The following is a 20,654-nucleotide window of genomic DNA, read 5'->3' on the forward strand; positions in this document are numbered from 1 at the left end:
GGAATTAGGGGGTCTGACCGATGTCCGCCTAACCTGTGGTGAAATGGCGAAATAAGGTCCGTGACTTCCGTTAGAGTTGCAAAATAGGCAAAATGGACAACTTAGCGTCTGTGAGTTCCGTTAACATGCAAATCGGCCAACCAGGTACAGCCCGTCATGTTTTTTTCGCTGTTTCGAAAAACTAGTTTCCTATCCGGCAGAATAGACTATAATACAAGTAAACAGTTTCGACAGAAAAAACATGATTCAACAAGAAATTCCAATATTTTTAAGCCTGTATGCCTATCGTATTCGTTGTTTAATAGGGATAAAGATGGGGTACTACTGCTAGGGGCGCGACGCTAACGGACGACTTCATGGCTGTCTGACCGAGCGTGGGCAAATCTATAAATCCGTTACAGGGTTTGAAACTATGTATACAGATATAGGATGATACCATTGGACGCTAACGAACAGGACACATCAATGAATCACTTGTTGGAGGAAATCAAGGAACTGAAAAAGGAACTTCATGAGCTAAGCGACAAGGTGAACAATTTCTCCGACCACGATCTCGTTCAATTAAGCCAACGGCTGGACGAAAAAATCATTGTCTATCAGAAAAAAATGAGAGGCTGCGCTGCCCGCAAGCGAAAGCGGTGAGACCCGGGGGTTCCGTCCCTATCCAGCTGCGCTTCCATGGAACCTGGCTTGGGTGATGATGGGGAGATGAACGGGCACATACGCCTAACCGGGCACTCTGTGACGCGCGGTTTTTTTTGTCGTGCGCAGCGCGTGCAAAAACCTTTACAAATTCCACACATCGCCTTAACACTCTCTTAACTGTGGTTTGCGATTCTAATAGAGTTAAAGACTATACATAGGAGGAGAACCACAGTGAGAGCATGGAGCAAATGGGCAGGCATCTTGTCCCTGTCCCTCGCATTGACCAGCTTGGCCCCGGCTGTTGGCGCAGCGGCGCCTGCAGGCACAGCCGAGCTGACGCTGACCAAGATTGGCGGATACGACACGGAGGCGGGACTGGATAACGCAGGAGCAGAGATTGTAACCTACGACCCGGAGAGTCAGAGCGTCTATCTGATCAACGGCGCAACGCGAGCGATTGAGATTGTCGATATCTCGGGATTGCAGAGCGGTATTCCGGATCAAGTGCTGAACGTGGAGGACGAGCAGAAGATTTCGATTGTTGCGTATAGTCCGGAGGATCAGCCGAACCTGTTCGGTGATGTGACGAGCGTTGTTGTGCATCCGACATTGGATTTGATTGCGGCCGCTGTACCGAACTCCACGAAGACGGACAACGGCAGCGTTGTATTTTTCACCAAATCGGGCGAGTACCTGGGACATCAGACAGTCGGGGCTTTGCCGGATATGATTACGGTGACGCCAGATGGCACGAAATTTCTCGTTGCGAACGAAGGCGAACCGAACGACGACTATACGATTGATCCGCACGGTTCAGTTTCGATCATAGAGATCAAAGGAACGGACGGCGCGCTGACCTTTGACGTATCGACAGCTGTATTTACTGACGAATCCATCGTCATCGACGGCAATGTGCGCTATGCCTCTTTGCTGACCGGCTATGTCGAGAACCCGACACATGAGCAGTACGCTGCCGATTTCGAGCCAGAGTATATTGTGGTGACCGAAGACAGCAAGAAAGCCTATGTGGTGCTGCAGGAGAGCAACGCCATCGCTGTGCTCGATCTGGAGAAGAACGCTTTCACCCATGTGCATGGATTGGGTTACAAGAACTACTTGCAGGAGGGCAATACGTTCGACCCTTCCAACCGAGACGGCGGGATTCACTTGAACCACTATCCGGTGCTGGGAACGTATATGCCGGATGGCATGAGCTTGAAGACGATTAACGGAAAGACCTATTTGTTCACAGCGAACGAAGGGGATTCCCGCGATTACGGCAAGGGCAAGATTGATGAAATCCGCTTTGGCGATGTAGATCTCACAGACGGCAACGTTGTTAAGCTGGATGCGGCCTACTATGAAGGGACTACTCAAGCTGAACTGGACGCATGGGATGTGGCGGCGCTTCAGGCTGAGGACAAGCTGGGACGCTTGTACGTCATGAATACGGTATCGGGCGCGGTGTATACAGACCCGGCGACAGGCGTGACGTACTATAATGGCTTGTTCATGTACGGCGCTCGTTCCTTCTCCATATGGGACGTGGACAAGCTGGGAACGAAGGATCAGCTCGTGTTCGACAGCAAGGATGACTTTGAGCGAATCATCGCGCAAGAGCTGCCGGAATTGTTCAATACGAATCATAAGGAGAACAGCTTCGACAACCGCAGTGATGACAAAGGACCGGAGCCGGAGTACGTGGCGCTCGGCGAGGTGGACGGCGAGCTGTACGCCTTCATCGGCCTGGAGCGGCAAAGCGCGATTGTCGTGTACAATGTCACCAATCCGGAATCCCCGGCATACGTAACGTTCGTGAATATGCGTGACGTGGAGCGGGAAGGGGAAGGCGATCTGGGGCCGGAAGGCATGCATTTTATCCCGGCAGCAGACAGTCCGACCGGCAAGCCGTTGCTGCTTACAGGCAATGAAGTATCCGGCACCCTGGCTATCTTTGAAATAGCTGTTACAGACAAGCTGCCGCATTTCGAGGTAGACGCTGTAGAGAATGAGGAGACCTACACGATATCAGAGAACAATGGCATCGTTGCCCTGACTGTCAATTCCGGGGTTTCGGGATGGACGACGTTCGCGGCGAATGTGACTGCGGTGCTCGGACATGACGGCATGGAAACCGTGGTATTCAAGCACAGCCACAACGGCGAGCAATTGGGGATTAGCGCCATTCGCGGCGATTTCGACAGCGCACCGCTGGCGGCTTCCGCCCAATTCAATGTCAGAGCGGGCGATGTCGTGGAAGTGTACATCGTCGATGCGCTCACGACCGATCCCGAACAACAGCCGATCGTGCTGCAATAACGGATGAGGAGTACAGCTATGACGAATAAGTGGAAATTAGTATGGATCAGCGCGTTGTTGTTGATAGCTACGATCCCGTCGGCGAGCGGACTGCAGCTGCCTGTCAGTCAGGTGGTGGCAGCGGCAGCGGCGCCTTCGGTTGAAGTGGACAAGTCAAGTGCAAGACGGGGGCAGTCCATTGCGGTAAGCGGCACATATACCCCGAACAGCTGGATCACGCTCCGAGCTATCGACAGCGAAGGCAAGCTGGTCGTATTCGATGGGACGAAGACAGCTGCTGACGGTGCGTACTCGTTCGAGATCGTCGTGCCGACGCAGACGGCAGCGGGTTCGCTCGCGATATATACCGGGGCCGGAGAGGAGATCGCTCAAGCAGCGGTTCGCATCACCACTTCCGGTACGGGAGGCGGCTCCACAGGGGGCAGCGGCGGCGGAGCTCCGTCGGCGAGTCCGGCTGGACCGGAATCGGCTGGCAGCGGGAAGCTTGCTTACCAAGCCACGGTGACTGCGCGCGCGGATGGCCGCACGGAAGGTGCTGTAGTCGTAGAGGCAAGCTCGCTGCAGCAAGCGCTGGAGGGCAATCCGAACAAGATTACGATTACGGTGGAAGGCGATGCGGATGGATACGATGTGCGCATCGCGAGCGAGGCGCTTCGCCTGCTGCTCGATGCAGGCCGTCCGGTTACGGTAGAGGTCGTCACCCAATGGGGGACCTACGTGCTGCCGGTGGCATTGGTAGATCGGGAGGCACTGGCAGCCGTGCTTCGTGTTCCTGAGGAGGCCATTGGCTTGCGGTTTGCAATCGGTCGTGCGGCGGATGCGCAAGCAAGTACAGTGGAAGCGGCTGCTGGCGAACTGAACGCAGACTTGCTGGCTGCAATTGTGGATTTCCACGTGGCGGCAGTGACAGAGGATGGCCAGACAGCGGAGCTGACCTTCGGCAACACCTATATCGCACGCACGCTCCCTCTGTCTGGACAGGCGGACGCTTCCCGGACAACAGGCGTGCGCTATGACGAGAGAAGCGGCAAGCTCGTATTCGTGCCGTCGGTTTTCCATAGCCAGGACGGCGCATGGCAGGCCGAGCTGAAGCGGAATGGCCACAGCGTATATACCGTTATCGCTTATAGCAAATCCTTCGACGATATTCCGCCGAGCCATTGGGGCAAGGAGGAAGTCGAACTGCTGGCTTCGAAATTGATTGTCAGCGGATTGACTGAGGATACATTCGGCCCCGCGGCCACAGTCACGCGTGCGGAGTTCGCAGCACTGATCGTGCGGGCGCTTGGCTTGGAGGAGCAGGGCGCATCCGCCTTCGCGGATGTACCGTCTACCGCTTGGTTTGCCGGCGCGGTGGGTGCCGCCTATGAGGCGGGATTGGTATCCGGCTATGAGGACGGCAGCTTCCGTCCGAACCAGCCGATCACCCGTCAAGAACTGGCGATGCTGATGGACAATGCGCTGCGGTTTACAGGACAGCCTGCTTCGGGGAACGGCCAGCTTAACCAGTTCGCCGACCGCGAGGCGATCGCGGCTTGGGCGCAAGGCGCAGTCGGTCGCGTCGCGCAGGCAGGAATCACCCAAGGACGAGGCGACAATCGCTTCGAGCCGACGGCCATATCGAACCGCGCTGAAGCGGCAGCCATGATTAAGCGGCTGTTGCAGCACGTCAACTTTATCGATTAACGAATGCGGCGCGCCCCGAGGGGCGCGCCTTTTGCATGCATCGAGTCCTTCTTAAACTTCGACAAGCTCGGGGCGCTTGACATGGAGCGGAGGCGGGATGAGCCAGCCTTTGTCCTTGTTCATGCGCAAAATCTGGGTGTTGAACGACAGCAGCACGGTATGATACTTCGCGAATAGCGCACCGATGTCTTCGCGGATGCACGTGCCCATAATGGTGCTGCAACCTACAAGTCCCATGCTGACATCGGCCGCAATTTTGGCGGCGATTTCGGGATCAGTGAAGCGGGCGCCGGCCGGGATGTCCTCCAGCTTGACCTCGGGTCTTTCCGGATAGCCTGGTGCAGGCGTGATGCCATTGGCAGTCAGCAGTTCGTCGCACTCCATTATTTCTTTGCGGGATTGGTCGATCAATTTTTCCAGCATCCCTTTCAAATCCTTGTCGCCCGCATGATACTGCAGGGCCTCATAGGCTGACAGCATACCTTTGGCCTTGGCAGAGAATGCCCAAACTTCGCTGATCTCGCCATAGTGCATCGGTTCGTCTTTTGGATTTCCGCTCAAAATACCCATGTAGTCGTCTCCTTTAGCATAATTTGATTAATAATGATGGAACATATCTAGTGTGGGCGAACAACGACCGAATATGCACAATGTGCAGTGTGGAAATTCGCCCAGCTATAAGCATGCAACGGGAGGAAGACAGCAGGCTTGGCGTGGCGTGCGTTTGTGTATGGATCGCGGTTGACAAGGGCGAACCGTTATAACTATAATGGTTACAACGGCGGTGATAAGTGTGAAGCAGATCAGTACGCGTTTTTCCATAGCGGTACATGCCCTTTCCTTAATTGCGATGAACCCTGAAGCTTGCACGGGCGATTTCATTGCAGGCAGTGTGAATACGAATCCTGTGATTATTCGAAGAATTATGGGCATGCTGAAAAAGGCGGGGCTGGTAGAAGTGCGCGCAGGCGTAGGCGGTGCTTTCTTGCGCAAGGATGCCGCTCGGATTACCCTGCTGGATGTGTATCGAGCGGTCAACGCGACGGAAGAGAATCAGCTGTTCCGCATGCATGCCAATCCGAATATTGCTTGCACCGTCGGCAGAAATATCGAGCGTGTCTTGCAGGAAGAGCTGAACGATGCGCAATTGCTGCTGGAGCAAAGGCTCGATCAGACGACCTTGAGCCAGCTGATCGGCAAGTTCGATTGACCCCATTATGCATGCAAATAGTAGCTCCGAGTGGGCTTTTATTTATAACTTTGTTGTAACTGTAATGGTTATAACGCAAATAGGGAATGGAGGAATGAACAGATGAAGCTGCTAGTGACAGGCGCGACAGGCAAGCTTGGAAGCAAAGTGGTGGAAACGTTATTGGAATCGGTTCCGGCAAATCAGGTGGCGGTGAGTGTCCGAAATCCAGAGAAAGCGGAAGGATGGCGCGCCAGGGGTGTCGATGTCCGGCATGGGGATTTCGACCGGCCAGAGACGCTGGATGCGGCCTTTGCCGGAATGGACCGGATCTTGATCATCTCCGCAGACGGGGACAATGATACCCGCATCCGTCAGCATCAGCATGCGGTGGAAGCAGCAGCGCGTGCAGGGGTGAAGTTCATTGCTTACACCAGCTTGGCCAATGCCGGCAGCAGCAAGCTGTTGCTGGCTCCGACGCATCAAGCGACGGAACAGGCGATCCTGGGGACGGGCATTCCTTATTCGTTCTTGCGCAACAACTGGTACTTGGAGAACGAGGCAGCCGGCATCCAGGGGGTCATAGCTGGAGCGCCCTGGGTCACGTCCGCCCAATCGGGCAAGGTAGGATGGGCGCTGCGCCAGGATTATGCAGCAGCGGCGGCAGCGGTATTGGCAGGGGAAGGTCATGAGCATACGACCTATGAGCTGTCCGGCAAGCTGCTGACTCAGGATGAGCTGGCCTCGGCTGTAGGAAGCGTACTGGGCAAGGAAGTGCAGGTGCAGCATGTGGATGATGCCGCTTATGCGGAAGTGATGAGAGGCGTTGGCGTTCCCGAGGCGGCGGTGCCGTTTCTCGTCGGCATTCAGAAGGGAATTCGGGAAGGGGAGCTGGAGGTCGAGAGCGATGATTTCGAGAAGCTTCTGGGTCGCCCGGCGACACCTGTGGAAGAGGCGCTTCGCCAGCTGATCGCTGAGCTCGGCTAAGAACCAAATTGCAACGGCGGCAGTCTGGGCCCTATTGTAAGGGGGCCAGGCTGCCGCCGTTTTCTTATAGGGATGCTCGAGTCCGCACAGGCTTGCGCATCATATAGGGATAGAGCCAAATCAATCCCAATACATACAAGGAGAAGGCGAAGTAAGCTGGCAGCAAGTGGACAAAGGTTGTGTACCCGATCCACAGATGGACGCTGAAGCCAGCGATGAATCCGGGGAGTCCGCCTAGCAATAGCGCGAACCAGAGCCAGCGTCGACCCTCTCCGATCCCCCACAAGGAAGCGGCGAGCAGGGCCAGCGCGTTCGAGAATAGCGCGCCTCCAAAGCCCGCGCGGTCATGGGCGATCAGCGGCAGCAAGCGATCGCTGATTGCAGCCAGCTGTTCGGGCGAAGCGCACAAGTACGCCAGGTCTGTCGCGACGAAGACGTCGGTCACGCCCACAACGGCAATGACCGCTCCTCCAATTGCCAGGGCAAATCCGAGTATGACCATCATGCATTGCCCCCATTGTGCGCGCAGCCAAATCCGGTCATTTGCAGTGTTGACAGGCTCATAAGACGGAAGCCCGCCGCGAGCCCGCAGCGATAACAGGAAGAATAGCAGCAAAACCACAGCAACCGCTGCATGCAGCGGATCAAAATAGCCGTATCCCAGGAACAGGAAGAAGCTGCAGAGTCCAACGCTGCACGATACGACAAGGGCTGTTTTCGCCCAATGCTGGCCTTGGCGCAGCCCGTAATAGGATAGAAACATGTACAGGATGCCGATGGACATCATCGTTCCCGCCAGTGTAATCCTGTCATGCGACATGAATGGCGGAATCAGCCGGTTCATCTGTTCCAATTCCGCCAAGGTCATGCCCAGAAAGGCGACATCATAAGGCAGCACTACAAGGGTTGCGGCGATGATCCATGCGATAATGCCCCCGATGAGCATGCCCAGTCCGAGCCGCCACATCCACCCCCAGCCATGCCAAAAAGAAGGAGCAGCCGGCGGCATATCATCGCGAATTTTCTCATAGATGATGGCCTCGTTAATCCGCTTCGGCAGACCGGGCCCCGCGTAGACCAGCCCGCTGTGCAGCTGGATTGCGGATGCGCCCGCCTCCATGAGTTTGAGCGCATCGTCCGGCGAATGCACGCCGCCTCCTGCGATGACCGGCATCGCCGCCGCCCAAAGCTTGCGGATGGCTTGAACGCGCTCCAGACAAGGTTGAAGCGCATTGGCTCCCGTATAACGTTCTCCTTGTTCGGTATGCCATGCATCCCCGATAACGAATCCGGCATACTGTTCGTTGGTCAGGTTCTCGCTGTGACCATCGTTCCAGGGCAGACCGTCGCGCAGCGCCGGCAGATCATCCACAGGGAACGAGAGAGGCAAATAGACGAACAGCGGAACTGCCCTTCCCCGATCCTTGCAATTTCGCAGCACATTCCGAAGCAGCTCGAGCTTGTCCTGCAGCGGCCAGCCTTCATTCAGAATATCGATATGAAAGGCAGCGGCACCTTCCTCCAGCCCCCGGATCAACTCGCAGAGCTGCTGCTCGGCCTCCTTGGGAGAGCAGCCCGGCATAGCCTGGATGCGCAGCATTCTCGGCAGCGCGCGCTTACGTTGATGGCGCAGACGTTCTGTCGCCTGGGCCATGCTGACTGTTCTGGATGCTCTCGGATAGACTATGGCTTCCCGGGATAGATCGCGGGCCATGCCCTTCTCTGATTTCGCGCCGCCGAGCGGCTCAATGGTGACAGGTCCCACTTCCAAATATCCGAATCCGAATTGGGACAATGCTTCCTGAGCGACAGCCGCGGGGTCCACGTCGCCGCTAAGGCCGATCGGATAGGGGAGCGTGACATCTGTTCCGGCCAACTGGCTCTTGAGCATCGGATGGGCTTCCATATGCCCTAATGTTCGGATCACCAGAGTACCGAGGGGCAGGCGGCTCAGCGTGCCCATCAATCCAAGCGTGATGTCGCGCGATAGCTTGGCAGGCAGGCGAAACAGCAGCGGTTTGAACAAGGTATGGTAAGACCAGTCCGGCATGATTCCTCCATTCTCGCCATGTGTCGTCATTCCAGGCGGAAGCATATCGGTTATCGAATCGTTTCTTTCATTATACGGCAGCAGAACGTTGCCTGCATCATAGAATGGATGGAGAAGAAAAGTCATTTTTGCGCAAAACATGACGAATGGCAGATTTCTGGTAGAATAGGAGAGTACACGTATATAAAGGAGGGCGAACATTGGAACGGTTACCAAAGTATATTCAGCATGCACAGGGTAAACTGTGGTTGACCGAGGATGAAAGAGACAATTTGAAAATCAGCTATCGCATCAAGGAAGTGCTGTTCGAGGAGAAGAGTCCGTATCAGCATGTCATGGTGCTGGATTCCTGGGATTTCGGACCGATGCTGGTGCTGGACGGGGTCGTGCAGACCACCTCGAAGGATGGACATATTTACAACGAGATGATCAGCCATGTCCCGCTCGCCATGCATCCGCGTCCGCGCAAGGTGCTGATTATCGGCGGCGGCGATTGCGGCGTCGCCAGAGAAGCGGCGAAGTATGACCAGGTAGAGCAGATAGACCTGGTAGAGATTGATGAAGCGGTCGTACGGGCGAGCAAGCGTTATCTGCCTGAAGTGTCGGGCAATTTGTCCGATCCCCGAGTACGCTATCATTATACCGACGGCGTGGAATTCGTCGGACAGGTGCAGCAGGAATACGATTGCATCATTGTCGATTCCTCCGACCCGGTCGGTCCGGCCGAGCAGCTGTTTGAGACCGCCTTTTACCGCAATCTTCACCGGGCGCTGAAGGAGGACGGCATCGTGGTATGTCAGAGCCAATCGCCGATCTTCCACAGTGACGTTATGCGGCAATCCTACGAGCGCATCAGCCGCCTGTTTGCTGAAACCCGACTATACACGACTGTTGTTCCGACCTATCCGGGGGGCCTGTGGAGCTTTACTTTAGGCGCCAAGCATGCGCTTCCCGACCCGGACAGCATCCGTTTCGATAAACCTGCACGTTATGCGAATGAGGAAGTGCTGCGCGGCTGCTTCCAGCTGCCGGCATTCCTGAACGAAATGCTGAAGCAGGAGCCAGTCCACGCCGGCCGTTAAGGCCGGATATGAAATAATGGGGGAGAACCATGCAGCTGAACCGATTGTTTGCCATCGTCTACTTGCTGCTGCAGCAGCCAAGAGTTACAGCGAGAGAATTGGCGGAGCGTTTTGAAGTTTCGGTTCGCACCATATACCGGGATATTGAATTGCTTGGCAGTGCCGGCATTCCGGTATATATGAGCAAGGGACGCGGAGGAGGCATCTCGCTGCTCGACCATTTCGTCCTGAATAAATCGCTGCTGACAGACCGGGAGCAGTTGGAAATCTTGTCCGCCCTGCAAGGATTGAACAAGTGCGCAAGGAAGTGGGAGCCAGGCTGCGCAGGATATCGGCCTGTTGTGGGCGAGGTTTTGGAAAGAAGGGGTTTATGCAGGAATTACGCCAAAAGCGAATCGCAAGGTGATCGGGCTGTACTCCGATTATGAAGGAGATTGCAGGCATCCATATCGGTTTACCGCCGGCTGTGAGGTCGGCGGGCAAGGGGAATGGGCGGCCGATGTTGCCTCTGTCACGATTCCGGGTGGCAAGTATGCGAAATTCGCAGTGCGCGGGGATGTCCAGCAGGCGATAGGCGAATTTTGGAGCAAGCTGTGGGACATGCCGCTGGAGCGGGCGTATCGCTGCGACTTCGAGGAATATCAGGAGCGTCCGGAAGGCTCGGATGACCAAGAGGTTCATATTTATATCTCCATCTAACAGCAAAGGAGCTGTACCGATACAAGCGAAAGGCATTCGCCCCGGAACAGCTCCTTTGCTGTTAACATGCATGTAGGCTGGTTGCAGCTTGACAGGATGATGCTGCATTAGAAGTTCGATGCTTCTGCTGGCTTTACGCCTTGGATCATTACGGTTGGATGGTCGGACAGATCTATCTCTGTCTTGCTGCCCAGTTCGCGGACAACGGGACGCTGCATATGGTTGGTGATTTTCACCACCAGCGCTTCCTTCCCCGACTGCAGCTTGACCATGGTTCCCGGCGGATATGCCGGAACGGCACGTACGAAATCATTAATCACTCCATGCGTATAGGCGAGCCCGCTCATGGCCATGATCGCTTCCATGGCTTCGTGCGGAAGCAATTCCTCTGAGGACACAGCGCGGTCGTACAGCTTGCACATGCTCCCGATTTGAGCATACTCATGGAAGGCGCTGCCTTTGATTCCTCTTGGCGCTCCGCTGCCATCCAGACGCTCATTATATTGGAAGGCGATATGCGAGGAGACAAGGCTTAATTCGCGCACATTCCGCAGCACCTGAAAGCCGGCTTCCGGCACCTTGTCCGCATCAGCGGTCACAGCCTCGCCAATACTGTGCAGCAGACAGCCTACAGCCAAATCCCGCAGCATGAGGTCGTTGTATCCGCGCTTGTTGCCAACCTGCAAAGCCAAGAGCGCGACGTTGACAGCATGCGCATACGGCGCGAGATCCATGGAAATGGTGGATGTCGGAATGGGAACCAGCACGGGACGGAGCTGTGTCTCGCGGATCAGCTTGCCTGCCGCGCTCAGGATGTCCCGCATTTGGATCGGTTTGCGGGCACGTACGGCGGCGTGGGCGTCCCGGATATTCTCCGCAATGTCGAGCCAAGTGGGCATATCTATCATTTCTTCAAGCGTGATGCCTTTGGAGATCGCATCCTCTATGACAAGGACGCGAATGCCCATATGCTTCAACCGAATCTGAAACTTGGGGTGTATGGTTTGGTTCGCTGCAATGAGGATGCGGCGTTGTGAATCATAGACGGGCATGGCCAGGATCATGCTTTTTTCATCATATTGATCGATCGGAATAATTCTCATGGTGTCCCTCCGTGTCTGCTGGTTTCTAGGATGGTCATCCGACTTATACGCAGAATAAAAAAAAGACACCCTTCAAGAGCGTCTTGCGATTCAATCCCAAGGATCTTCAAGGTAACCCAACCGTCATCATGCCGCACGCGAATCAGCACATGCTGGGCACCTAAGACTTGTGGCTTTGCGTCCCTGCCTTTCGACAGGTTTGCCATTTTCTCCTAGACCTATTTACTTGTACCCATTATAGCACGACGATAGACCTGGTGGAAGGACTAAATTCCTAGTCTCTTCCGATGATGTGAATCTTCTAACCTATATAAGAAGGTCTGCATGCGGCGACAGACCCTAGGCAACATCCGGCGTGCCGCGAGCCTGAACGAGAGTCTGCCTAATCCGGAGACGAACAAGCCATGATCCAATCTAGAATCAGATGTTGAACGCATCCCTTATCGCCCCGTCCTAAACTTGTGGCAGAACCAAGCCAGAGCCACACAGAGGCTCCAGCTAACGGAACTCACAGCCGCTAATGGACCTTTTTTGCAGCACATTTCATTCTTACGGAAGCTACAGCCCTTATGTACGCGTACCCCTGGGTTTTGTGCACATATTTCGTGCAATAAGCTCTCTCAGTTCCGTTAAAAGTAAAATCACCTGAAAATCAGTGAAATAGTGCTTCTGACTTCCGTTAGAGCTCTAGCTGCCATACTGGAACCGTGGAGAGACATACTTTTAGCATTCACTTCCACACGCTCACAGCCCTTTTGCTGCACCCCGTCCCCGTTCCTCACCGCACAAATGCCTGCTTCTATTGACAGTGTTTTTTTCAGTATGGTATATAATAGAAAGGAATATTTAGCACTCTCGTTGCTTGAGTGCTAACGCAATTGTCGCGTAACGACCAGAATGCCAGCACGCCCATTGTACGAATCGAAAGGAGACGAAATAATGGCGAAGAAGCAGTTCAAGGCGGAATCCAAGCGCTTGTTGGAGATGATGATCAATTCGATCTACACACAGAAGGAAATTTTCCTGAGGGAATTGATCTCCAATGCAAGCGATGCCATCGACAAAATTTATTACAAGGCGCTGACCGACGAACAGCTTGTATTTGACAAGGAGCAGTACTTCATTAAGATTACACCGGACAAATCGTCCCGCACGCTGACGATCTCCGATACCGGCATCGGCATGACGAAGGAAGAGCTGGAGAACAATCTCGGCGTCATTGCGAAGAGCGGCTCGCTTGCGTTCAAGCAGGAGAATGAAGCGAAGGACGGACATAATATAATCGGCCAGTTCGGCGTTGGCTTCTATTCCGCGTTCATGGTGGCGGATGTTGTTACGGTCAGGAGCAAGGCGCTCGGCAGCGAGGAAGCGTTCCAGTGGGAGTCCAAGGGAGCGGACGGCTATACGGTGAAGGCTTGCGAGAAGGAAACGGTCGGCACGGACATTATTCTGAAGATCAAGGAAAATACCGAGGACGAGCAGTACGACGAGTTTCTGGACCAGTACCGATTGAAGGCAATCATCAAGAAGTATTCTGATTTCATCCGCTATCCGATCAAGATGGACATCACCGGCAAGCGACCGAAGGAAGGCGAGGACAACGAGTTCGAGGATTACACCGAAGAGCAGGTTGTCAACAGCATGATCCCGATCTGGCGGAAAAATAAAAGCGAACTGACCGACGAGGACTACGAGAATTTCTACAACGAGAAGCATTACGGCTTCGACAAGCCGCTGGCGCATATTCATGTGAGCGCGGACGGCGCAGCGGTCTATCAGGCGATCCTGTTCATTCCGGAGAATACGCCGTTCGATTATTATACGAAGGAATATGAAAAAGGCCTGGAGCTTTATTCCAACGGCGTGCTGATCATGAACAAGTGCGCGGACTTGCTGCCGGACTACTTCAGCTTCGTGAAGGGCATGGTCGATTCGGAAGATCTATCGCTTAATATATCGCGCGAGATGCTGCAGCATGACCGCCAGCTGAAGCTCATTGCCAAGAACATCAAGAACAAGATCAAGGGACAGCTGCAAAGCATGCTGAAGGATGACCGCGAGAAGTACGAGAAGTTCTTCGCATCGTTCGGCAGACAGCTGAAGTTCGGTGTATACAACGAGTTCGGCGCGAACAAGGACGACTTGCAAGACCTGCTGCTGTTCACCTCGTCGAAGGAGAAGAAGCTCGTCACGCTGGACGAGTATGTGACCGGCATGCCGGAAGAGCAGAAATATATTTACTACGCAGCCGGCGAATCGATTGAGCGGCTGGAGAAGCTGCCGCAAACCGAGATGGTTGCGGACAAAGGCTACGAAATCCTGTACTTCACGGAAGACATCGACGAATTCGCCATCAAGATGATCGGCAAGTACAAGGACAAGGAATTCCGCAATGTCTCCAGCGGCGACTTGGGGATTGAGGATGCGGAGTCGAAGGAGACCGATGCCGAGAAGAACGAGAACAAGGATCTGTTCGAAGCGATGCAAGGCATACTTGGCGGCAAGGTGAAGGAGGTTCGCGCCTCCAAGCGGCTGAAGACCCATCCGGTCTGCTTGTCCACGGAGGGCGAGGTTACAATCGAGATGGAAAAAATCCTCAAGGCGATGCCGAACGGCCAGGATGTCAAAGCCGACAAGGTGCTGGAGATCAACGTCAACCATGACGTATTCCGGGCTTTGAAGGCAGCGCAGTCCTCCGACAAGGATAAGCTGGAGCTGTACACGAATCTGCTTTACAACCAGGCTCTGCTGATCGAAGGATTGCCGGTGGAAGACCCGGTCGCCTTCACGAATGATATGTGCAAGGTGATGGTTTAAGCAGGATAGAGGGGATATAGGGAAGCGCCACTGCTGGAGAGCGGTGGCGTTTTTTTTGCCGCAAACTGCGCACAGACGCCCTTTTCGGATGCTGGAATCATAGTATTCTGCTATAACTATGCGATTCTTGTTCGATTTCAAGAGGAAGACTAGCACATATAATCATAGTATACAAACAAGAACTACAGCATTGCAGCAGCCTTTGGTTAGGTCAACGGATCTGAGTCGATCCTGATCTTGTGCTATTTCCCGCAAGCTGTTGCGGGATTGGCAGGTGCGAGCAGCCAGTATCGCAGCTTTTATGAAAGCGCATACAACCAAAGGGGAATCCCATCCAAAGAAACCAAGGAGGCGGCGTCAATGAAACTCGGTGTATTTACGGTTCTGTACAGTCAGAGGTCTTTGGAGGAAACGTTGGATGATCTTGCACAGCAAGGGGTGGAGTCTGTCGAGCTTGGAACGGGCGGCTATGTCGGCAACGCGCATTGCAACCCGCAAGAGCTGCTGGTGGACGAGGCGAAGCGCAAAGCGCTCAAGAAGGCGGTCGAATCCCGGGGGATGACAATTAGCGCGTTAAGCTGTCACGGGAATACGCTGCATCCGCAGGAGCAAATTGCCCAGCAATTCCACGACGATCTCGAAGCTACTGTCAAATTGGCTGAACAGCTGGAGGTGCCGACAGTCGTGACCTTCTCCGGACTGCCGGGCGATCACGAAGGGGCCCTGTACCCGAATTGGCCGGTAGCGCCGTGGCCGAACGATTTCCAGGATGTTTTCGCCTGGCAGTGGGAGAACAAGGTGATTCCTTACTGGACAGAGATGGGCAAATTCGCGGAAAAGCACCATGTGCGGTTTGCGCTGGAGATGCACGGCGGATTCTCCGTACATACTCCCGCTACTTTGCTGAAGCTGCGCGATGCCGTCGGGGAAGTCATTGGAGCGAACGTAGACCCGAGCCATATGTGGTGGCAGGGCATCGATCCGATTGAAGCGATCCGCATTCTGGGCAGGGAAAAGGCGATCTACCATTTCCACGCGAAGGATACGGCTATCGATCCGGTCAATGTGAACCGCGCGGGGCTGACCGATATGCAATCTTATGCCCAGATGGCGGACCGTGCCTGGATTTTCCGGACAATCGGGTATGGCCACGATATGAAGGAGTGGGCCGATATCATCAGCAAGCTCCGTCAGGTCGGATACGACGGCGTGGTCAGCATCGAGCACGAGGACGGCTTGATGTCCGTCGATGAAGGTCTGCAGCGCGCTGTAGCGAACCTAAGGCAAGTGATTATCAAAGAACCGCTCGGCGAAATGTGGTGGGTGTAAGAGCCGGATGTTGACAGGCCGGAACTTGGCCGAATAAGCGGCTGTTCGCCTCTCCGGCCGGCGGCTGCGATCAGTTTTCCAGCGAGCGCGCGAAGGCTTGCGGTGTCAGGCCGAACTTGGTCTTGAACAGGCGGATAAAGTAACTGACATTCTCGAAGCCGACGCGCGCGGCAGTTTCCTGCACGGTAAGCTGGTGGGTTTGCAGCATGCTCTGGGCGCGGGTCAGCCGAAGGTTGTTCAAGTACTCGATGGGGCTCTGGCCGGTCATGGACTTGAAGAAGGTATAGAAGTGCGCGCTGCTGATATGCACATGCTCTGCCAGCTGCTGAACCGTCAGCTTCTTGGTCAGGTTGGCGTCCATGTAATCGAGAATTTGCTTGAGACGCAGCGTTTGCCTGTAATCCTTCGGGCTCTGTGAGGTCAATTCCTCGTAGAGGCCGGCGTTGAACAATTCATAGAACGTGTCGAACAGCGCTGATTTGATCTTCAAGGTATAGCCCGGCTTTTTGTGGCGGAACTGCTTCAGGATGTGCATCCAGTTTTTATGAATCCGCTTGGTTACCGGAAGTGTGCCGCACAATCGGTTGGGCAAGGCATACGTATTGTTCAGGAACGGCTCCAGAAACTGCTCGGTGCACAAATCTTCCTTGCGCCCGAACAGCATCGACAGGTCGAACACGATGGAGGCTATCTCGCAGCTTTCGCCGAGCAGGGAAGACGCGCCGTGTATCAGACCGCTGTTGACCATAATGAGATCGCCCTGCTCTCCGATCACATGCTCGGTATCGATCTCGAAGCGGGCCTTGCCTGCCAGCACGACGATCCATTCCAGGTGGTGGTGGAAGTGGGTATAGAACAAGCGGTCGTGACGATCCGGCAGGGCCGGGACGCCGTTATAGTACACATGAAGCGGGAAGTCTGCACTGCCATGCCTAAGCTCGTAGTTCATGATGCCTCTCCTCCGTATGCCTAGCATTGTATGATCGCAGCAAGGAAGAATGCGATCATGACAAGCTGGTCATGGTTGTAGGCAATAGTATACTACTATTTCGATGAACGGTGAAGCTTGAGAAGGCGAGGCATGACAGCGCATGCGCGAGAGAAACAGCAGACAATCGCGTGAAATCACGGATAGACAGACTGGAACGGACTCATTCACATCATAGGGGCAAAGGAGCCCCGGCAAGCAAGTGCATGCAGATAGTATACAGAGGAGGAGACAACAATGGATCAAGTAAAAGTAGGCATGATTGGCTACAAATTTATGGGCAAGGCGCATAGCCACGCGTATAAGGATTTGCCGATGTTCTTCCCGGAATCGCCGAAGCCGGTCATGCAGGCAATCTGCGGCCGTGACCCGAGCGGCGTGGAGCAGGCGGCTGCGCAATTCGGCTGGGAGAGCATCGAGACCGATTGGCGCAAGCTGATCCAGCGCGATGACATCGATCTCATCGATATCAACGCGCCCAGCAACGCCCATAAGGAAATTGCCGTAGAAGCGGCGCGTGCAGGCAAGCATCTGTTCTGCGAGAAGCCGCTGGCCTTGACCTTAAGCGATGCGCGGGAAATGCTGGATGCGGCAGAAGCGAGCGGCGTGAAGCATATGGTCGGCTTCAATTATCGCTTCGCGCCGGCCGTGCAGCTGGCGAAGAAGCTTGTCGCCGACGGGCGTCTCGGCAAGCTGTATCACTTCCGCGCTTCCTTCCTGCAGGATTTCATCGTGGATCCGAACTTCCCGCTTGTCTGGCGGCTGCAGAAGGACATAGCCGGCTCCGGCTCGCATGGGGATCTAGGCGCACATCTGATCGATCTGGCGCGCTTCCTTGTCGGCGAATTCCATGAGGTCATCGGAATGAGCGAGACCTTCATCAAGGAACGGCCATTGGCGGGAGAAATGAGCGGCTTGAGCGCTTCCGGCAGCAGCGAAGGGCCGAAAGGCGAGGTAACTGTTGACGATGCGACCTTGTTCCTGGCTCGCTTCGACAACGGCGTACTGGGCAGCTTCGAGGCCAGCCGATTCGCACCCGGCCACCGCTGCACGAACTCGTTCGAAATCAACGGAAGCAAGGGCAGCGTGAAGTTCGATTTCGAGCGTATGAACGAGCTGCAGGTGTATTTCACGGACGATGCCGAGGATGTGCAGGGCTTCCGCCGCGTGCTTGCCACAGATCCGAGCCATGCCTATATGGATGCCTGGTGGCCGCCGGGCCATACGATCGGCTTCGAGCACACATTCATCCATGAAACGCTGGAGCTGCTCCATGCGATCCGGGACAATCGTCAGCCGGTGCCGAACTTCCGGGACGGTGTGCAATGCCAGGAAGTGCTGGAGGCTGTGGACAAGTCAATCGCCGAGCGCCGCTGGGTGAAGATAAGCGAGATGTGATTGCATAGGATTTTGCTATAACTTCGCGACTCCTGTTCGATTGCGGACGGAGTCGCACCCCTTATAATCATCATTGCATGCTGCTGGATGGACAGCTTGCTCCATACGCGGCTGCCGATCATGCTTGGGGTTGCGGGAGATCGCATACATTTTGACATCAGGAGAGTGAAACAATGGGACATGATATTCGTATTGGCACGTTAGTAGGAGGCGGAGACGCTGTCAGAGTGCTGCCGCAGATTATTCCTTACGGATTCGAGAGCTTCGGCCTGAATTTTTGGCAGACGACTGGCAACGTGGATTTGGTGGAAACGGCGAAGCGCGTGCGGGAGATTGCAGACGAGCATGATATCGTCATTTCCACTCTCGGTATTTTTGGCAACCCGCTGACCGGTACAGGGAAGAACGCGGATACGCTCGCCAGCTGGGAACGATTGATCGACGCGGCTGAGCTGTTCGGCACGAATATGGTCAACGGCTTCACCGGACGGATCGTAGACAGACCGATCGAGGAGTCAATCCCGAAATTCAAGGAAGTGTTCGGCGAGCTGGCCAAGCGCGCGGCTGACCGCGGCGTGCGGATTGCCTTCGAGAATTGCGATATGAACGGCGATTGGTGGCGCGGCGACTGGAACATCGCGCACAATCCGACCGCTTGGGAGATGATGTTCGATGCGGTTCCGGCGGACAACATCGGCCTGGAATGGGAGCCCTGCCACCAGATGGTCAGCCTGATCGACCCGATCCCGCAGCTGCGCAAGTGGGTCGACAAGATTTTCCACGTTCACGGCAAGGATGCGACCATCGCCTGGGATATCGTGAAGGAATACGGCGTTCATGGGCCTAAGCAGTATGTATGGCATCGGACACCGGGCTTCGGCGACACGAACTGGTCGGACATCATTACGATTCTGCGCCAACACGGCTACAAAGGCACGATCGACATTGAAGGCTGGCATGATCCGGTATACCGCGACGAATTGGAGATGACCGGGCAAGTTCATGCACTGAACTACTTGAAGCGATGCCGGGGCGGCGACTTTGTGCCGAACCCGAAATAAGGGGGACCACCAACATCATGAGCAAGCAAAAAGTTGCTGTCATCGGTTGCGGCGGCATGTCCAATGTATGGATCGAGTATTTGCTGAAGCGGGACGATGTGGAAATTGCCGCGCTGGTCGATATCTACGGGGAAGCGGCCCGGAAGATGGCGGAAAAGCACAGCCTGAACTGCCTGATCTTCACGGATTTGGAGCAGGCGATCAAGCAGTCGGGCGCAGAGATCGTCATCGACGTTACGATTCCGGCCAGCCACTACAAGGTGTGCACCACTGCGCTGGAGATGGGCTGCCATGTTTTCGGCGAGAAGCCGATGGCCGCGACGATGGCGGAGGCGCGAAGCATCGTAGAGATCGCCGAGAAATCCGGCAAGTCCTTCGCCGTCATGCAGAATCGCCGCTACAATGCGAATATTCGCGCGCTGCGCGACATGCTGGCCGGCGACACGATCGGCCGCATCGGCTACATTGGCGCCGACTTCTTCCTGGGGCCGCATTTCGGCGGCTTCCGCGAGCAGATGGAGAGCCCGCTCATCGTGGACATGGCGATCCATACGTTCGACCAGGCGCGCTTTATTTCCGGCGCCGATCCGGTATCCGTCTACTGCCACGAGTTCAATACGCCCGGCTCCTGGTATGAAGGCAATGCCGCTGCGATCTGCATCTTCGAGATGTCTGACGGCTCCGTCTTCTGCTATCGCGGCTCCTGGGCTGCGGAAGGCGCGCCGACATCCTGGGAAGCCACATGGAGAATTACCGGCGAGCGCGGCACTGCAATCTGGGACGGCGACAACGCCCCTTATGCTGAGGTCGTGGCGTCCGGAGATCAATCCGGGAAGTTCTTCAAGGACACGGTTCGGAAAGGAGCGGACATGACCTGGCAGGGACAGAGCGGACACGCTGGCTGCCTGGACGAAATGTTCGCCGCTCTGCACGAAGGCCGCCCGGCGGAGACCGATTGCCGCGACAACCTGATGAGCATTGCGATGGTATTCGGCGCGCTGGAAAGCGCGAAGACCGGGCAGAAGGTGGATCTGAAGAGATTCATCGAGAGCGGGGAGTAAAGCGTCGGTCGAGAGCCATCGGCGCAGAAGCTCGCTTTTGAGGAGCCCGCTTGCCCTGCACGAACACCGACATAGGAGCTCGACTGACAGGCACCGTGGGAGGCTCCCGGCATGGCAGCTCGACTGACAGGCGCCCAGTGGGAGGCTCCCGGCATGGCAGCTCGACTGACAGGCACCGTGGGAGGCTCTCGGCGTGACAGCTCGACTGACAGGCGCCCAGTGGGAGTCTCTCGGCATGAC

General features: G+C 55.4%; 16 protein-coding genes, 1 pseudogene and 1 riboswitch. Of the genes and pseudogenes, 13 read left to right on the forward strand and 4 right to left on the reverse strand.

Features of this window, described 5'->3' with window-relative positions; all coding sequences use genetic code 11:
- Positions 1-465 precede the first annotated feature (465 nt).
- From XYCOK13_RS19420 to XYCOK13_RS19430, 3 genes are all read left to right on the forward strand, one after another.
- Positions 466-642 carry an aspartyl-phosphate phosphatase Spo0E family protein gene (locus XYCOK13_RS19420; RefSeq protein WP_213413903.1) on the forward strand — a complete coding sequence of 59 codons (177 nt, stop codon included), beginning with the start codon at positions 466-468 and terminating at the stop codon, positions 640-642.
- Positions 643-876: 234 nt separating this feature from the next.
- Entirely contained in the window at positions 877-2,964 is a 2,088-nt protein-coding gene (locus XYCOK13_RS19425) for a choice-of-anchor I family protein (protein WP_213413904.1), read from the forward strand.
- An 18-nt stretch (positions 2,965-2,982) separates the two neighbouring features.
- On the forward strand, positions 2,983-4,650 hold the full coding sequence (locus XYCOK13_RS19430; RefSeq protein WP_213413905.1) for an S-layer homology domain-containing protein: 1,668 nt from the start codon (positions 2,983-2,985) through the stop codon (positions 4,648-4,650).
- A gap of 51 nt (positions 4,651-4,701) precedes the next feature.
- Here XYCOK13_RS19430 and XYCOK13_RS19435 read toward each other — a convergent pair whose 3' ends face one another.
- Positions 4,702-5,220, reverse strand: coding sequence for a DUF3231 family protein (locus XYCOK13_RS19435; RefSeq protein ID WP_213413906.1), 519 nt, complete (start codon positions 5,218-5,220; stop codon positions 4,702-4,704).
- A gap of 223 nt (positions 5,221-5,443) precedes the next feature.
- On the opposite strand from XYCOK13_RS19435, the gene XYCOK13_RS19440 reads away from it, so the two are divergent.
- Positions 5,444-5,860: an Rrf2 family transcriptional regulator gene (locus XYCOK13_RS19440; RefSeq protein ID WP_213413907.1), complete on the forward strand. Its 417-nt coding sequence runs from the start codon at positions 5,444-5,446 to the stop codon at positions 5,858-5,860.
- Positions 5,861-5,962: 102 nt separating this feature from the next.
- On the forward strand, positions 5,963-6,826 hold the full coding sequence (locus tag XYCOK13_RS19445) for an SDR family oxidoreductase (protein WP_213413908.1): 864 nt from the start codon (positions 5,963-5,965) through the stop codon (positions 6,824-6,826).
- A gap of 64 nt (positions 6,827-6,890) precedes the next feature.
- Here the strand turns inward: XYCOK13_RS19445 and XYCOK13_RS19450 are convergent, their stop codons facing one another.
- Positions 6,891-8,876, reverse strand: a complete 1,986-nt coding sequence (locus XYCOK13_RS19450) for a dihydroorotate dehydrogenase (protein WP_213413909.1) — start codon at positions 8,874-8,876, stop codon at positions 6,891-6,893.
- A gap of 200 nt (positions 8,877-9,076) precedes the next feature.
- On the opposite strand from XYCOK13_RS19450, the gene speE reads away from it, so the two are divergent.
- From speE to XYCOK13_RS19465, 3 genes and pseudogenes are all read left to right on the forward strand, one after another.
- Positions 9,077-9,958 carry a polyamine aminopropyltransferase gene (speE, locus tag XYCOK13_RS19455; protein ID WP_213413910.1) on the forward strand — a complete coding sequence of 294 codons (882 nt, stop codon included), beginning with the start codon at positions 9,077-9,079 and terminating at the stop codon, positions 9,956-9,958.
- Between the two features lie 29 nt (positions 9,959-9,987).
- Positions 9,988-10,248, forward strand: a pseudogene (locus XYCOK13_RS19460) (helix-turn-helix transcriptional regulator); the annotation flags it as partial.
- 49 nt (positions 10,249-10,297) lie between these two features.
- A complete protein-coding gene (locus XYCOK13_RS19465) occupies positions 10,298-10,657 on the forward strand; it encodes a GyrI-like domain-containing protein (RefSeq protein WP_213413912.1) in 360 nt (119 codons plus the stop codon).
- A 107-nt stretch (positions 10,658-10,764) separates the two neighbouring features.
- On the opposite strand, the gene XYCOK13_RS19470 is transcribed toward XYCOK13_RS19465, so the two are convergent.
- Positions 10,765-11,760, reverse strand: a complete 996-nt coding sequence (locus XYCOK13_RS19470; protein WP_213413913.1) for an HD-GYP domain-containing protein — start codon at positions 11,758-11,760, stop codon at positions 10,765-10,767.
- 107 nt (positions 11,761-11,867) lie between these two features.
- A riboswitch (cyclic di-GMP riboswitch) is annotated at positions 11,868-11,974 on the reverse strand.
- 725 nt (positions 11,975-12,699) lie between these two features.
- On the opposite strand from XYCOK13_RS19470, the gene htpG reads away from it, so the two are divergent.
- Positions 12,700-14,577, forward strand: coding sequence for a molecular chaperone HtpG (htpG, locus tag XYCOK13_RS19475; protein WP_213413914.1), 1,878 nt, complete (start codon positions 12,700-12,702; stop codon positions 14,575-14,577).
- Between the two features lie 360 nt (positions 14,578-14,937).
- Complete coding sequence (locus XYCOK13_RS19480; RefSeq protein ID WP_213413915.1) at positions 14,938-15,906, forward strand: sugar phosphate isomerase/epimerase family protein; 969 nt, start codon at positions 14,938-14,940, stop codon at positions 15,904-15,906.
- Between the two features lie 70 nt (positions 15,907-15,976).
- Here the strand turns inward: XYCOK13_RS19480 and XYCOK13_RS19485 are convergent, their stop codons facing one another.
- The gene (locus tag XYCOK13_RS19485; RefSeq protein ID WP_213413916.1) at positions 15,977-16,855 is read right to left on the reverse strand and encodes an AraC family transcriptional regulator; all 879 of its coding nucleotides are present in this window, start codon (positions 16,853-16,855) and stop codon (positions 15,977-15,979) included.
- 276 nt (positions 16,856-17,131) lie between these two features.
- Here XYCOK13_RS19485 and XYCOK13_RS19490 point away from each other — a divergent pair, with 276 nt between their 5' ends.
- The 3 genes from XYCOK13_RS19490 to XYCOK13_RS19500 all read left to right on the forward strand — a co-directional run bounded on the left by XYCOK13_RS19490 (position 17,132) and on the right by XYCOK13_RS19500 (position 20,414).
- The gene (locus XYCOK13_RS19490) at positions 17,132-18,292 is read left to right on the forward strand and encodes a Gfo/Idh/MocA family protein (RefSeq protein WP_213413917.1); all 1,161 of its coding nucleotides are present in this window, start codon (positions 17,132-17,134) and stop codon (positions 18,290-18,292) included.
- A gap of 173 nt (positions 18,293-18,465) precedes the next feature.
- The gene (locus XYCOK13_RS19495; protein ID WP_213413918.1) at positions 18,466-19,353 is read left to right on the forward strand and encodes a sugar phosphate isomerase/epimerase family protein; all 888 of its coding nucleotides are present in this window, start codon (positions 18,466-18,468) and stop codon (positions 19,351-19,353) included.
- A gap of 17 nt (positions 19,354-19,370) precedes the next feature.
- Positions 19,371-20,414: a Gfo/Idh/MocA family protein gene (locus XYCOK13_RS19500; protein ID WP_213413919.1), complete on the forward strand. Its 1,044-nt coding sequence runs from the start codon at positions 19,371-19,373 to the stop codon at positions 20,412-20,414.
- Positions 20,415-20,654 lie beyond the last annotated feature (240 nt).

Source organism: Xylanibacillus composti, assembly GCF_018403685.1.
GTDB lineage: Bacteria > Bacillota > Bacilli > Paenibacillales > K13 > Xylanibacillus > Xylanibacillus composti.